We start from the raw sequence: 14439 nt of genomic DNA, 5'->3' as shown, positions 1-14439 counted from the left end.
CAGAAAGGGGGTTGATTGTAAAGGGAATTTATTTATTTAACCCGTATTTTTCAATCTTATCACGCAGTGTCTCCCTCTTCATCTTTAACAGTCTTGCTGCCTCGCTCTTATTGCCGCTGGACCTTTCAAGTGCAATGGAAAGGAGCCTCTTTTCCAGTCCAATTACAATATCATCAAATGACCTGTCTTTATCTATAACATCCACAAGGTGCTGGTCGCATACCCGCTGGGATGAAGGGACTATGGTATCAGGCATGTCCTGCAAAGTTATCTCATGTTTCTTTGATACAGCCACAACCCTTTCAACTATATTTTCAAGTTCCCTTACATTCCCGGGCCAGTCGTAATCCATCATCAGTTTCATTGCCTCATTTGTAAAAACCCTGCTTTCTTGCGGCTTGCAGTATTTGCTTAAGAAATGCCCGCAGAGCAGAGGAATATCTTCTTTCCTTTCCCTGAGGGGTGGAAGTTTAACCGGAACAACATTTAGCCTGTAAAACAGGTCTTCTCTGAATGCCCCGTCTTTGACCTTTGTAAGAAGGTCCCTTTTCGTCGCACATATGATACGAACATCCACTTTTATAGTTTTGATGCCTCCGACCCGCTCAAACTCGCGTTCCTGAAGCACCCTTAAAAGTTTAGGCTGCATTGAAATGGGTATATCGTCAACATCATCAAGGAATATAGTGCCCTCATGGGCAAGTTCAAACCTCCCCTTCTTGTCTTTGATAGCGCCTGTAAATGCCCCCTTTTCATGTCCAAAGAGTTCACTCTCTAAAAGACTCTCTGTAAGTGTCGCACAACTTAATTTTATAAGCGGCTTGTCCTTCCTTAAACTGTTGTAGTGAATTGCATGGGCAATGAGCTCCTTGCCTGTCCCGCTTTCACCTATAATAAGGGTTGTTGTATCCCTTGGGGCGATAGTCCGTATCAGGTCATATATCTCCTGCATCTCTTTGCCCTTGCCGATAATATTGTTAAAACTATAACGGGATGTAATCTCTGCCTTAAGTTTTATATTTTCCCTGACTACATTCTTAAACTTGTCTAACCTCTCCAGTATGAGTATAAGTTCTTCAGATGAGAATGGTTTAGTAATATAATCGTATGCACCGAGTTTCATTGCCCGGACAGCAGTATCTACAGTAGCGTATGCAGTCATTACAATGACCTCTGTATCAGGCTTTATTCCTTTTATCTTCTCTACAAGATCAAGCCCTCCCATCTGCGGAAGCCGCAAATCTGTAACCACTACATCAAATCCGCCTTCATTAAATGCAATCAATGCCTCTGATGGATTATCAAATGAAGATACTTCATGCCCTGCCTTTAAAAGGGCGTCTGTGAGGGTTATCCTCTTTATCTTTTCATCTTCTATAATCAGTATTCTCATAAAAGATTTCTATAGCCTGATACCCATGAACGGCTCGCTGACTGTGTTATCGGCAGTATTATCCTGAATGTAGTCCCTATATTCAGATAACTGTAAACATCCATCTGCCCATTATGCCTTCTGACAATGCCTGCACTTATAGGCAGTCCAAGTCCAGTGCCCTCCCCAAGTTTTTTTGTAGTATAAAAGGGCATGAATATCTTTTCTATATCCTTTTTAGGAATACCTGTCCCTGTGTCTGTGATTTCAACTCCAACAAAACCATCTTCCCTTCTGGTCTCAATCATAAGACTGCCTCCATTTGGCATGGCATCAATTGCATTGAAAATAATATTAAAAAATACCTGCTGCAGGTGATGGGGGTCTCCATGTATATCAGGCAGGTCTTCTTCTAATAACCTCTTAACCTTAATCCCGTATTTATTGAATTTATACTCTCCCATAAGTATTGTCCGTTTAACAACATCATTCACATTTACCATCTCCAGTTTGAAATCATGCTGCTTTGCATATTCAAGTAAATCAATTACTGACTGCTCAATGTCACGGACGCTCTCCTGCATCAGTTTAAAGTACCTTTCACGAAGTTCTGTATCATCCTTTTCTATTGTAAGGACATTAAGACAGTTCTTTATCCCGTCAAGGGGGTTATTGATTTCATGGGCAAGTTCAGCCACAAGCCTCCCTATTGCCGCAAGTTTTTCTGACTGCTCTACCTGTCTTTTGACTTCCTGAAGATTATTATAAGTGCTGTTAAGATTGGAGGTAAGTGTGGTTAGTTCCATATTCATCTTTAATATCTCTTCCCTGTCGTGCCGTGTCCTTTCAGAAAGAAACCCAAGAAACCCTGCAATAAGAAATATTGTTGCTGTCCTTATGACCATATCTGTCCAGAGGACAGTTTCCCAGTCATTAAATATGGTAATTATATATACCAGAGAGGTTAAAAATGCAAAGGTAAGCCCTTTAATCAATCCGTAATAAAATGAATGCAGCGCAGTCAAAAGGTAAAATGCAACAAATATATTACTCTGAAATCCGCCTGAAAGTTTTATAAACAGCCCTATAAATCCCATGTCTATAGCAAGGGCGGCAAGATATATCTTCTCAACCTTGTCATGCCATATAAATACAGTGAGCAGAAGGAAAACACTGTAAACGACAAAGGCAGCAAACAGATATGTAAGACTGCCCCTTATCGGCTGGGGAAACGGATGGAAGAGCAGCCATAAAAACCCACCCAATATAACAACAACCCTTAATAATGCAAAGGCATAGTCAACAATGAATAGTCCGTATGCATCATATTTATCTATTGTGCTGTTCTTATGGAAGAGATTTGCTGGCATGGTTTACTTCTTTTTTGCTGTGCGTAAATCCCTTATAAACTTACTTCCTTTTATTGATTTGGCATGTGATTTTAGTTCTGCTGCAGTGGTGCTAATCTCTCCTATATGTCTTATATGCCTTTTGTCATTGCTGATAATGGCAATAGAGACTGTCATTATTGGAAAACCCTCTTTTCCACCTTTACGGTTTAGAGTAGTAATAAATCCCTGCGCTGCGTCATCTGCATCATAGAAATCACCTATAACTGCATCAAAGTTCTCTATTATCCTTTTACATACATCATCCATATTATCAGGCGGAACGATAAATACAAAATCATCACCGCCCAGATGACCAATAAAGGTCTCATGAGGATTGTTTAGTTCACTGATGTGATTGGCGATAAGCCGTGCAGTAAATTTCAGGACATTGTCACCCTTTAAAAATCCGTATTTGTCATTATATGATTTAAAGTTATCCAAATCAACATAGGCAACTGTAAAGGTTTCTCTCAAGTCTATTCGCTTTTGAAACTCTCTTATAATTGTATGGTTTCCCGGGAGGCGGGTAAGGGGATTTGCATCCCACATCCTTTCAGTCCTTGTAAGTGTCATGGATACCCTATTCAACAACTCTATAGAACAAAATGGTCTTTTAATAAAGTCATCTGCAGGGATGCCATCCCAATCTATTTCAGGGGTATCCTTTACTGAATCAATCAGCAGTATAATGGGGATGTAACCAAAAATAACATCTGACTTTATCTTGTGACAAAATTCAAGACCTTTACCGCCTTCCAGAGATGTATTTACAATTATTACATCAGGCGGGGCGCTATACATTGAGATGGCAGTGGATGAGAGGGTGTCTGCAGTAGAAACCATAAACTCTTTTTTCTGCTCCAGCATCTGTTGTATCTCTTTTGTGTCTGCATGGTCGCAGTCAACAATCAATATATGTTTCTTTTTTGCGGCAGTCATGGTAGGTTTTTATTTTTTCAATGTTACACAGAGGATTTTACATGACCTTCTAACCAGATTTTTTGACAAAGGTCTGTATAATTGTTTATACTAGATTATTATTTTTTTTACAAGTTTTATGAGCATCCCAAAAATAGACATTGATTTTTGGAGCATCCTGAACATCCTAATGAAGATAGATAATATAAGAAATTTTTCAATAATAGCCCACATAGACCACGGAAAATCAACATTATCCGACAGGCTTCTTGAATGGACAGGCGCAATAACATCAAGGGAAAAGGTTGACCAGTTCCTTGACAAGATGGACTTGGAAAGGGAGCGCGGCATAACCATAAAGGCGCAGACAGCAAGGCTTTTATATAAGGCGTCTGACAACAGGGAGTATATCTTAAATCTGATAGACACCCCTGGTCATGTTGACTTTAGTTACGAGGTCTCAAGAAGTCTTGCAGCATGCGAGGGCGCTGTCCTTGTTGTTGACGCATCGCAGGGCGTTGAGGCACAAACCCTTGCCCACCTTTATACTGCTGTAGATGTTGGGCTGGAGGTCTTTCCTGTCTTAAATAAGATAGACCTGCCTGCAGCAGAGCCGGAAAGGGTAAAACAGGAGATAGAGGATTTAATCGGTCTTGATGCAAAAGATGCAGTCCTTGCAAGCGCAAAGGAAGGCATCGGCATAAAGGAAATCCTTGAGATGATTGTCCGAAGAATCCCGCCGCCTGAAGGCGATGTAAATAAACCTTTGAAAGCCCTTTTATTTGATTCATGGTATGACAGTTATCAGGGTGTGGTAGTGCTTGTCCGGGTTTTTGATGGTGTTGTTAAAAAAGGGACTAAAATCAAGTTTATGTCCAATAACAAGATATTTGAGGTTGATAAGGTCGGCGTATTTGCGCCGCATCCAAAGACTATAGAAAAACTATCAGCAGGCGAGGTCGGCTTTTTAATTGCGGCAGTTAAAGAGGTTAAGGATACAATTATAGGCGATACAATAACAGATGCTGAAAACCCGACACAAACACCGCTGCCCGGTTTTAAAAATGTAAAACCTATGGTCTTCAGCGGTCTTTATCCGATAGACTCATCTCAATATGAAGGATTAAAAGAGGCTATGCTTAAACTTAAATTAAATGATTCGTCATTTACATATGAGCCAGAGACATCCATTGCCCTTGGTTTTGGTTTCAGGTGCGGTTTTCTGGGGCTCCTTCACATGGAGATTATTCAGGAAAGGCTTGAGCGGGAATATGGTCTAAACCTTTTAACAACATCGCCCACTGTTGTATACAGGGTATCCACAACATCAGGTGAAACCATCTATATAGATACACCCACAAAACTCCCATCCCCTCAATATATTGAAAAGATAGCAGAGCCTTATATCCTTGCAACTATCCATCTGCCAAATGAATATATTGGAGGCATACTAAAACTGTGTGGAGACAGAAGGGGCATCCAGAAAGAGATAAAATACATAACACCTGCAAGGGTTATGGTTGCCTATGAGATACCTTTAAATGAGATTGTCCTTGATTTCTATGACAGGTTAAAGACCGTGAGCAAGGGATATGCGTCAATGGATTATGAATGTCTGGACTACAGGGAATCTGATTTGGTAAAGATGGATATACTTCTTAACAGCGAGCCTGTTGATGCCTTATCTATAATCGTGCCAAGGGAAAGGGCATATTACAGGGGTAAGGAACTTGTAGAAAGGCTTAGGAAACTTATCCCGCGGCAGATGTTTGAAATCGTTATACAGGCTGCCATTGGCAATAAGGTTATAGCAAGGGAGGGTATCAAGGCACTCAGAAAAAATGTTACTGCAAAGTGCTATGGCGGTGATATTACAAGAAAGAGAAAATTACTTGAAAAACAGAAAGAAGGCAAAAAGAGGATGAAGCAGGTTGGAAGGGTTGAGATACCGCAGGAGGCATTCCTGTCTGTCCTAAAGGTGCATGAGTAGAACAGCGCCTATCATCCGCCCAGATATGCTGCCCTGACATGGGGATTATAAAGGAGTGATATAGCGCTGTCATGCAAGGCAATCCTTCCTGTCTCTATTACATAACCACTGTTTGCCAGTTTAAGCGCCGCATTGGCATTCTGTTCAACAAGGACAACTGTCCCACCCTCCTGATTTATCTTTTTTATTATCTCAAATATCCTTTCAACCATAATCGGAGCAAGTCCAAGGGATGGTTCATCAAGCAAAAGAAGTTTGGGCATTGACATAAGCGCCCTTGCTATTGCAAGCATCTGCTGTTCACCACCGGAGAGTGTCCCGCCAATTTGTTTAAGCCTTTCTTTCAGTATTGGAAAGTATTGAAAAATCTTTTCTGCTTCAACTTTACATTTTACATTTTGCATTTTGCATTTTCTACTATACATCCCCATTTCAAGATTCTCCATGACTGTCATTTTGGGAAATATCCTTCTCCCCTCAGGCACTTGTGATATACCCATTTGAGCAATCCTGTGGCATGGAAGATGGTCAATCCTCTCATCCATAAACTCTATTTTCCCTGAAGCAGGGCGCAAGACACCTGATATAGTATTGAGCAGGGTTGATTTGCCGGCACCATTAGCACCTATGACAGCAGTTATCTCGCCATGTTTGATTTCCATAGAAACACCTTTAATCGCCTCAATATTGCCGTAACTTGTCCTTACATTATGCAATTTAAGTATTGCCCCCACCTTTACCCTCACCTTTGCCAAGATATGCCTCAATGACCTTTGGATTGCTTCTTACATCACAAGGCTTACCCTCTGCAATCTTTACACCGTAATCAAGGACAATTACCCTTTCAGATATGCCCATTACAACCTTCATGTCATGCTCTATCAAAAGGATTGTTATTCCCATCTTTTGTATGGATTTTATAAGTTCCATAAGTGCCTCTGTTTCTTTAGGATTCATGCCTGCAGCAGGCTCATCAAGAAGAAGGAGTTCTGGCTCGCTTGCCAGCGCCCTTGCAATCTCAAGCCTTCGCTGGTCACCATAAGGAAGATTTCTTGCCCAGACGCTTGCCTTTTTTCTAAGTCCAACAAACTTAAGAAGGTTCATAGCGCCAGATGAGATAGCCCTTTCCTCATTGACTACACTGCTAGGTCTGATGACAGCACCAAGAAAACCTGCGGCTGACTTTATGTGCCTTCCCACCATTACATTTTCCATTGCTGTCATTTCTGCAAAAAGCCTTATATTCTGAAATGTTCTGGCAATGCCCATAGATGTTATTTTATGCGGTTTTAAACCATTTAATCTTTTTCCCTTGAAGACTATCCCGCCATTTGTTGGCTGATATATCCCTGTAATGCAATTAAAAACCGTTGTCTTGCCTGCACCATTAGGCCCGATAATGCTTGCTATTTCACCTTTATTGACAGTGATATTGAGATTGGCAGCAGCAGCAATACCGCCGAATGTCTTTGTAAGGTTTTTAGTCTCAAGAAGCATGGGTAATATTTACCCGAAAAATGCAACTGCATTTTTTGGATTTAGCATATTCTAGGAAGATTATCCTCTAATGGCATATCAATAATCCTGTGTCCCCCGTATAGTGTTTTTAAAAAGACACCCGTATCAGTATTGCCTCTGATTTCCCCGATTATAGATGAATTGCTGCCAATGGCATTACCCCTTATCGCGAGAAGCAGGGCATCAGCCATATGAGGCGCAGCAATCATTACAACCTTGCCTTCATTGGCAATATAAAGAGGGTCAAGCCCAAGTATATGACAAACCCCTTTTACCCTTTCATCAATTGGTATGTTTTCTTCTTCAATGACTATTTCAAAACTGCCCTGTTCTGCTATCTCATTCAGAACTGCGGCAAGACCGCCGCGGGTAGGGTCCCGCATAAATTTTATACCTCCAACCTTGACTGCGTCCTGAACGAGACTATTAAGCGGCGCACAATCACTTTCAATAGTTGATTCAAACTCAAGACCCTCTCTTTGTGTTAAAACTGCTATGCCGTGGTCTCCAATAGTGCCGCTTAATACTATCTTATCACCAATATATATCTAATCTATACCCAAATGAACACCATCCCCGATAGCACCAATCCCTGTTGTATTGATGTATATGCCGTCTGTAGAGCCTTTTTCAGTCACCTTTGTATCACCTGTTATAATCTTTATGTCAATCTCATCCCCTGTTTTCTTTATTGACCGGGTTATCCTCTCCAGAGCCTTGTATGAAAAACCTTCCTCAATTATCATGCCTAAAGTGATATAAAGAGGAACCGCTCCAGCAACAGAAAGGTCATTCACTGTTCCACATACAGCAAGTTTACCAATATCTCCCCCGGGGAAAAAAATGGGTTTTACAACATAGGAGTCGGTTGTTACTGCAATCCTTTCACTATTTAATCTGATAACAGCAGAATCTGAAAGGGGGGAGAGTATAGGGTTATCAAAATTCTTTAAGAAAAGGTCTTTAATCAGGTCCCTTGTCAGCCTTCCGCCGCTGCCGTAACCTATTGAGATTATATCCTTCATAGTTTTTAATTCGTTGGCAAAAAATTATCACCTCTTAACTTATTTGACAATATAAATCTACTCTGGCATACTATGAAAACTGTTATTAAAAATCATAGGGGGTTAGATATGAAATATTTTGGCATTCTTATAATCTTTGCATCTGTGTTTCTATATTCAACATTTGGACATGCCCAGAAAGATAGTTTCTCCCTTGCAGTAAGTATTATTGAAGATTTTGGTGCAGAGGAAGATGACCTCCTTACAAACCTTGAGCAGAGTATGAAAGGCACGGATAAGGATTATATAAAAGACAGGATTTCATCTTCTAAAAAGGAAAAGGCTGATGCTGTTGCAGGATTAAAAAACACCAGATGGCTGGAATCCGAACCCAACAGATTTTCAAAAAAGGTATTTAGTATTGTCAATACCTATACAAACAAACAGATAGAAGCACTCAAAGAACTCTCTGGCAGAATAAAGACAGAGAACAAAAAAGAGATTACAAGGATAATAGAAAGGGCAGTCTTTGTAAGGGATAGTTCCCTCAAAAAACTTGCAGATATGCAGAAAGAGGAAAAGGTATTAAGGGATAGAATTCGCATGAAAGAAAAACCTGTTTCAGGAGTAGATGCGCCGCCCATTGAAGAACCTTTTAAAGAGAGAGGTATTTTGGAAAGATAAATTTGCTCCGAAAATCCCTCAGATAGTAATAAAAACTAGCAGGTCAGGTGCAGTGCTGCTGCTGTCTTTTCAAACTTATATATCTCATTATACGCCTCTACTGCCTCTTTGGTTTTCATCTCAATAATCTTTACGCCCCGCAGCGGAAGCATCGTTCTTATCTCTTTTGAGACCTTCATCATCCCGTCCGCCCCTGTGCCGATTACAAGGGTTATAGGCCATTCAAGTATGACAGGCTCTATATCATCAATGACCAGATTATGCCCTTCCTTCCTCCGCCAGTTCTCTATGAGCCTGTCAGGCATGATTATCAAATCACTGGTGTATGTCTTGCCGTCAATGACTAATTTGCCGAACTCATAGTGTTCAATCATAGATTATAAAAGGCATCTCTGCCTAAAAACCTTGCTGTCTCCCCAAGTTCTTCTTCAATCCGCAGGAGTTGATTGTACTTTGCAATACGGTCTGTCCGAGACGCAGAGCCTGTCTTGATTTGTCCTGCATTTGCAGCAACTGCTATGTCTGCAATTGTAACATCCTCTGTCTCGCCGCTTCGGTGTGAAACTACAGCAGTGTAGCCTGCCCTTTTTGCCATCTCAATTGTATCAAGGGTTTCTGTCAGTGTCCCAATCTGGTTGACCTTTATAAGTATGGCATTGGCAATCCCTTCTTTTATGCCTCTTGCCAGAATCTTTGTATTGGTAACAAATATGTCATCACCTACCAGTTGCACCTTATTGCCGAGTCTCTCTGTTAAGACCTTCCACCCCTTCCAGTCATTCTCTGAAAGTCCGTCTTCAATAGATATTATCGGATATGCCTTAACAAGTTTTTCATAATAATCAACCATCTTTTCAGAGGACAAACTCCTGCCCTCTCCTTTTAGATTATAGACCTTCTTTTTAGAATCATAAAACTCGCTTGCCGCTGCATCAAGGGCGAGCAAAATATCTTTTCCTGCCTTATAACCTGCTTGAGATATAGCCTCCATTATTAACCCAATTGCCTCTTCATTTGATTTAAGGCTTGGTGCAAATCCGCCCTCATCACCAACAGCAGTATTCATACCCTTCTTTTTTAATATTGATTTGAGGCTGTGAAATACCTCAACACCCATCCTTATAGCGATTGAAAAATCCTCTGCACCTGCAGGCATTATCATAAATTCCTGCAAGTCAAGGCTGTTATCTGCGTGGGCGCCGCCGTTTATTATATTCATCATTGGCACAGGAAGTGTATTTGCATGGACCCCGCCGATATACTGGTATAATGGGAGGCATAGGGAATTACTTGCAGCCTTTGCAACAGCCAAAGATACAGTAAGGATTGCATTGGCGCCGAGTTTTGATTTATTTTCCGTGCCGTCAAGTTCTATCATAATCTTGTCTATCAAGACCTGTTCAGTAGCATCTATGCCGACTATCTCTATGCCTATCTTATCCTCAATATTTGAAACAGCCTTTAAAACGCCTTTGCCGAGGTATCTTTTTTTATCGCCATCTCTTAATTCCACTGCCTCATGTTCGCCTGTTGATGCCCCTGACGGCACTGCTGCCCTTCCCACAGAGCCGTCTTCAAGAACAACCTCTGCCTCTACTGTGGGATTGCCCCTTGAATCCAGTATCTCCCTTGCAAGGACATCTATAATAGTTGTCATAAAAGACCTCCGCTTAAGATTTTAAAATCCTGCATATTATACGAATAAGTGAACAATGGGTCAAGGACTTAAGTATGGTTATAACCAAACACCGCAAACCTTGACTACTTATCTTATACCATGTTATAAATCGTCCTGCAGCCGCTTTTTTATAAAATACAAAAATAAAGAGAGAAAAACAGTATAACTTTAGAATCCTATGGCTGAAAAAGAGGGAATAAAAAGCAGTCATGTTAAGGAAATAATCGGGATATTTGTCCTTGCGTCCTGCCTTTTCATCACAATAAGCCTTCTGTCATACTCTGAACAAGACCCTGCCTTTTTACAACAAGGTATAGATAAAAAGACTCTCAACTGGGGCGGTCGTGTTGGTTTGTATACCAGCGATGGACTATTTTTTCTAATCGGATTTTCTGCATATCTTCTCCCTCTCATATTATTTGTCGTCTCCATTAAACTGTTTTTAAAAAAAGATCCCCCTTATAACGCATCTGTTGTTTTAAGCCTTTTGTCTTTACTTGCCTCATTTTCAGGTCTTATAGGTATGCTCTCTGCTGACAGGTTTACAGCGGGGGGACTTATCGGCGGCTATATTGACTATTTTCTGGAAGGCTACCTGAATACAATAGGCACAGTCATTCTTTTATCAGCCATTGCAGCAGTAAGCATGGTATATGGGACAGGCATCTCCATAGTAAGTCTTTCAAAAAGGTTTTATGCCATTTGCGATTCCACATATAAAATAATAAATGGGCAATGGCTAGATTGGAAGGAAAGGAGAAAAAAAAGCCGTGATGCAAAGGCTAAGGTTCAAAAGAAGGAAATAGATGCCCTTGCAAAACCTGACGATAAAATACATGCTGCACCGATAGTTGTCATATCAGAACCCTCAAAGGAGCAATTCAAAAGGCAGGCGAAATCAAAAGAACCTGTCCAGCAGCATTTTGAATTTTTAGAGTCTGATGGAAAATTTACACTCCCGCCCCTTTCCCTTCTGGATATAAACCCTGAAAAGGGTAAGTCCATAGATAAAGAGGGTATAATCACAAATTCAAAGATCGTTGAAAAAAAACTCAAGGATTTTGGTGTTGATGGGACCATAGTTGCTGTAAGACCGGGCCCTGTTATAACAATGTATGAATTTGAGCCGGCACCCGGGATAAAGGTCGGTAAGATTATAAATCTTACAGATGACCTTGCCCTTGCCCTCCGTGCAACATCAATCAGGATACTTGCACCTGTTCCCGGAAAGGCAGTTGTAGGCATAGAGGTCCCGAATCTCATAAGGGGAAAGATATTCTTAAGGGATATTATGGAGAGTCAGGAGTATGTAAAAAGTCATTCCTTTTTAACACTGGGGCTTGGTAAAGACCTTGTAGGCAATCCCTTTGTTTCTGACCTTGCAAAGATGCCGCATCTTTTGCTTGCAGGTGCAACAGGAACAGGTAAGAGTGTGGCAATAAATGCAATGATACTAAGCATCCTCTATAAGGCATCGCCTGATGATGTAAAATTTATAATGATAGACCCGAAGATGCTTGAACTTTCAGCATACGAAGGCATACCCCATCTTTTAACCCCTGTTGTAACAGACCCTAGAAAGGCCGCAGGTATACTCCGCGGGGTTGTAAGAGAGATGGGGGAAAGGTATAAACTTATAGCAGAGTTTGGCGCAAAGAATATTGCCAGATATAATCAAATGCTGGACGAAGGTAAAGAGGTGATTACAAAAACAGACAGGGATACAAAAAGAGGGCATGAGAGATTACCATACATAGTTGTTGTTATAGATGAACTTGCAGATTTAATGATGGTTGCAGGCAAAGATGTGGAGGACTGCCTTGTGAGACTCTCACAGATGGCAAGGGCATCAGGCATACATCTTCTGGTAGCAACACAGAGACCATCTGTTGATGTAATAACAGGGCTTATCAAGGCAAATTTCCCTGCAAGGATTTCCTGTCAGGTTGTATCTAGGACAGACTCCCGCACAATCCTTGATTCTATGGGCGCAGAGAGTCTCCTCGGAGACGGTGATATGCTCTTTTTACCGCCCGGCACAGCAAAACTGCAAAGGATACACGGCGGATATGTATCTGAGATAGAAATCAACAGGATTGCTGAATTTTTGAAGAAACAAGGCAGCCCTGTGTTTCATAGAGAAATCCTTGAAGCAAAACTGGAAGATAAAAATAGTAAAGAACAAAATGAAGAAGATGACAAGGAATTTAACAGTAGATATGATGAGGCAGTAAATATTGCCCTGCAAATAGGACAAATATCTACATCCTATATTCAAAGGAGGCTGCGGATTGGCTATAACACAGCCGCAAGAATCATTGAAAAGATGGAGGCAGAAGGTGTTGTTGGTCCAAGTCAGGGAAGCAAACCCAGAGAGGTACTGGCAAGAAGGGAGATATAATGAAGCGAGAAAAGCGGGAAGGGGGGGGGATTTGAATTCAAAGTTCAAAAGTCAAAACTAATGTATGATTCATGGTATCTGCTCATAATTTTAGCCTATCTCCTTGATTTAGCCATTGGCGACCCCAAATGGCTTCCTCATCCTATAAGGTGGATTGGAAGATATATTACATTCCTTGAAAACAGAATAAGGCAAATTGTAAAAACCCCGGCAGATGAAAAGATTGGCGGCGTTTTTCTGTTTATTATTGTTGTTGGAACTGTATTTGGTTCTACATGGCTCTTATTGTATATTGCCTTTCGCCTTTCGCCTTTCGCCTTCAGCCTTTTTTCTGTCTTTCTCGCATATACAACACTTTCCATAAAGTCTTTGCATCAGGAGGCATATTCTGTAATCCATGCACTTGAGAATATTTCAATTGATGAGGCAAGAAAAAGACTAAAGAACATTGTCGGCAGGGATACCCAAAATTTATCTGAAGAAGAAATCTATCGTGCTGTTATTGAGACGGTTTCAGAAAATACATCTGATGGTATTATTGCCCCGCTCTTATACCTTGCCATAGGAGGTCCCGCACTTGCGCTTGCATACAAGGCAGTGAATACCCTTGACTCAATGGTCGGTTACAAAAACGAAAGATACAAAAACTTCGGGTGGTTTTCTGCAAGGGTGGATGATATTGCCAATTTTATACCTGCAAGGCTTACAGCATTTTTAATGATTGTTGCAAGCCTCATCTTGAGATTTGACTGGAGGAATTCAGCAAGGATAGTCTGTCGTGATGCCAGAAAACATACAAGCCCTAATGCAGGTTATCCAGAGGCAGCGGCAGCAGGTGCATTAAACTGCCAGTTGGGCGGGGACAATTATTACTTCGGAGAACTTGTCAAAAAGCCCGTGATTGGAGATAAGGGGCGCAACCCAAATAGAGATATGATTTACAAGACAGTAAAGATAATGCACATAACTACTGTGTCATTTGTTGGTATTTGCATCATCTTTCTGACATACGGGTTTATATGAAACCCGCACAGGGAAAATGGGACGTCGTTCCGTCCCATTTTTTGTTTTCTGCACAATCATCAGCAGTCAAAATACAAGGCAAACTCATGCGGCACAGGTCTTAACTTTACAGGGTTCACCTCTTTATCCATCTTATACTCTATCCATGTATCAAGGACATCCTGCGTAAACACATCGCCTTTTAATAAAAATTCGTGGTCTTTTTTAAGGGCGTTCAATGCCTCTTCAAGAGAGCCGCAGGCAGATGGAACCTTTGAAAGTTCCTCTGGAGAGAGACCGTATATATCCTTGTCAAGCGGGTCGCCCGGACTAATCTTGTTCTGTATTCCGTCTATTCCTGCCATAAGCATTGCGGCAAAGGCCAAATAAGGATTGCAGGAATTATCCGGTGGTCTGAATTCAATTCTTTTGGTTTTGGGGTTCTCAGTATAAACCGGAATACGCACAGCTGCAGAACGAT

At 41.1% G+C, this 14439-nt stretch carries 12 protein-coding genes and 1 pseudogene; 4 read left to right on the top strand and 9 right to left on the bottom strand.

Going from position 1 to position 14439, the window contains the following annotated elements; all coding sequences use genetic code 11:
* Nucleotides 1–28: 28 nt before the first annotated feature.
* The 3 genes from HZC45_07990 to HZC45_07980 are packed head-to-tail and all read right to left on the bottom strand — an operon-like array spanning nucleotide 29 to nucleotide 3702.
* Nucleotides 29–1393, bottom strand: coding sequence for a sigma-54-dependent Fis family transcriptional regulator (locus HZC45_07990; GenBank protein ID MBI5683087.1), 1365 nt, complete (start codon nucleotides 1391–1393; stop codon nucleotides 29–31).
* On the bottom strand, nucleotides 1390–2742 hold the full coding sequence (locus HZC45_07985) for a hypothetical protein (protein MBI5683086.1): 1353 nt from the start codon (nucleotides 2740–2742) through the stop codon (nucleotides 1390–1392). Before HZC45_07985 ends, HZC45_07990 begins: the two co-directional genes overlap by 4 nt.
* A 3-nt stretch (nucleotides 2743–2745) precedes the next feature.
* Nucleotides 2746–3702: a diguanylate cyclase gene (locus HZC45_07980; protein ID MBI5683085.1), complete on the bottom strand. Its 957-nt coding sequence runs from the start codon at nucleotides 3700–3702 to the stop codon at nucleotides 2746–2748.
* A gap of 169 nt (nucleotides 3703–3871) precedes the next feature.
* Between HZC45_07980 and lepA the strand changes: the two genes are divergently transcribed.
* Nucleotides 3872–5671 carry an elongation factor 4 gene (gene lepA / locus HZC45_07975; protein MBI5683084.1) on the top strand — a complete coding sequence of 600 codons (1800 nt, stop codon included), beginning with the start codon at nucleotides 3872–3874 and terminating at the stop codon, nucleotides 5669–5671.
* 11 nt (nucleotides 5672–5682) lie between these two features.
* On the opposite strand, the gene HZC45_07970 is transcribed toward lepA, so the two are convergent.
* The 3 genes and pseudogenes from HZC45_07970 to hypE all read right to left on the bottom strand — a co-directional run bounded on the left by HZC45_07970 (nucleotide 5683) and on the right by hypE (nucleotide 8214).
* Nucleotides 5683–6396, bottom strand: coding sequence for an ABC transporter ATP-binding protein (locus HZC45_07970; GenBank protein ID MBI5683083.1), 714 nt, complete (start codon nucleotides 6394–6396; stop codon nucleotides 5683–5685).
* Complete coding sequence (locus HZC45_07965; GenBank protein MBI5683082.1) at nucleotides 6389–7168, bottom strand: ABC transporter ATP-binding protein; 780 nt, start codon at nucleotides 7166–7168, stop codon at nucleotides 6389–6391. The genes HZC45_07970 and HZC45_07965 overlap by 8 nt, the downstream gene beginning before the upstream one ends.
* 41 nt (nucleotides 7169–7209) lie before the next feature.
* Nucleotides 7210–8214 (bottom strand): annotated as a pseudogene (hypE, locus tag HZC45_07960) (hydrogenase expression/formation protein HypE).
* A gap of 108 nt (nucleotides 8215–8322) precedes the next feature.
* Here hypE and HZC45_07955 point away from each other — a divergent pair.
* Nucleotides 8323–8877, top strand: a complete 555-nt coding sequence (locus tag HZC45_07955; protein ID MBI5683081.1) for a hypothetical protein — start codon at nucleotides 8323–8325, stop codon at nucleotides 8875–8877.
* 35 nt (nucleotides 8878–8912) lie between these two features.
* On the opposite strand, the gene HZC45_07950 is transcribed toward HZC45_07955, so the two are convergent.
* Together HZC45_07950 and eno are read right to left on the bottom strand one after the other, a co-directional pair.
* A complete protein-coding gene (locus HZC45_07950; protein MBI5683080.1) occupies nucleotides 8913–9251 on the bottom strand; it encodes a hypothetical protein in 339 nt (112 codons plus the stop codon).
* Complete coding sequence (eno, locus tag HZC45_07945; protein MBI5683079.1) at nucleotides 9248–10534, bottom strand: phosphopyruvate hydratase; 1287 nt, start codon at nucleotides 10532–10534, stop codon at nucleotides 9248–9250. Before eno ends, HZC45_07950 begins: the two co-directional genes overlap by 4 nt.
* Before the next feature lie 199 nt (nucleotides 10535–10733).
* On the opposite strand from eno, the gene HZC45_07940 reads away from it, so the two are divergent.
* The gene (locus tag HZC45_07940; protein ID MBI5683078.1) at nucleotides 10734–12956 is read left to right on the top strand and encodes a DNA translocase FtsK; all 2223 of its coding nucleotides are present in this window, start codon (nucleotides 10734–10736) and stop codon (nucleotides 12954–12956) included.
* Nucleotides 12957–13016: 60 nt separating this feature from the next.
* Complete coding sequence (cobD, locus tag HZC45_07935; protein ID MBI5683077.1) at nucleotides 13017–13979, top strand: cobalamin biosynthesis protein CobD; 963 nt, start codon at nucleotides 13017–13019, stop codon at nucleotides 13977–13979.
* 59 nt (nucleotides 13980–14038) lie between these two features.
* On the opposite strand, the gene glnA is transcribed toward cobD, so the two are convergent.
* The coding region (gene glnA / locus HZC45_07930) for a glutamine synthetase (GenBank protein MBI5683076.1) at nucleotides 14039–14439 on the bottom strand (401 nt) is incomplete at its 5' end.

The organism is Deltaproteobacteria bacterium (genome assembly GCA_016223005.1).
Classification (GTDB): Bacteria; Desulfobacterota; GWC2-55-46; order UBA9637; family GWC2-42-11; genus JACRPW01.
Note: the sequence above shows the minus strand (reverse complement) of the source record. Positions and strands in the feature narration are given on the sequence as shown.

Coding starts and splice junctions, on each gene's coding strand:
- HZC45_07990 (MBI5683087.1), bottom strand. CDS start 1,393: ATGAGAATACTGATTATAGAAGATGAAAAGATAAAGAGGATAACCCTC.
- HZC45_07985 (MBI5683086.1), bottom strand. CDS start 2,742: ATGCCAGCAAATCTCTTCCATAAGAACAGCACAATAGATAAATATGAT.
- HZC45_07980 (MBI5683085.1), bottom strand. CDS start 3,702: ATGACTGCCGCAAAAAAGAAACATATATTGATTGTTGACTGCGACCAT.
- lepA (MBI5683084.1), top strand. CDS start 3,872: ATGAAGATAGATAATATAAGAAATTTTTCAATAATAGCCCACATAGAC.
- HZC45_07965 (MBI5683082.1), bottom strand. CDS start 7,168: ATGCTTCTTGAGACTAAAAACCTTACAAAGACATTCGGCGGTATTGCT.
- HZC45_07955 (MBI5683081.1), top strand. CDS start 8,323: ATGAAATATTTTGGCATTCTTATAATCTTTGCATCTGTGTTTCTATAT.
- HZC45_07950 (MBI5683080.1), bottom strand. CDS start 9,251: ATGATTGAACACTATGAGTTCGGCAAATTAGTCATTGACGGCAAGACA.
- eno (MBI5683079.1), bottom strand. CDS start 10,534: ATGACAACTATTATAGATGTCCTTGCAAGGGAGATACTGGATTCAAGG.
- HZC45_07940 (MBI5683078.1), top strand. CDS start 10,734: ATGGCTGAAAAAGAGGGAATAAAAAGCAGTCATGTTAAGGAAATAATC.
- cobD (MBI5683077.1), top strand. CDS start 13,017: ATGTATGATTCATGGTATCTGCTCATAATTTTAGCCTATCTCCTTGAT.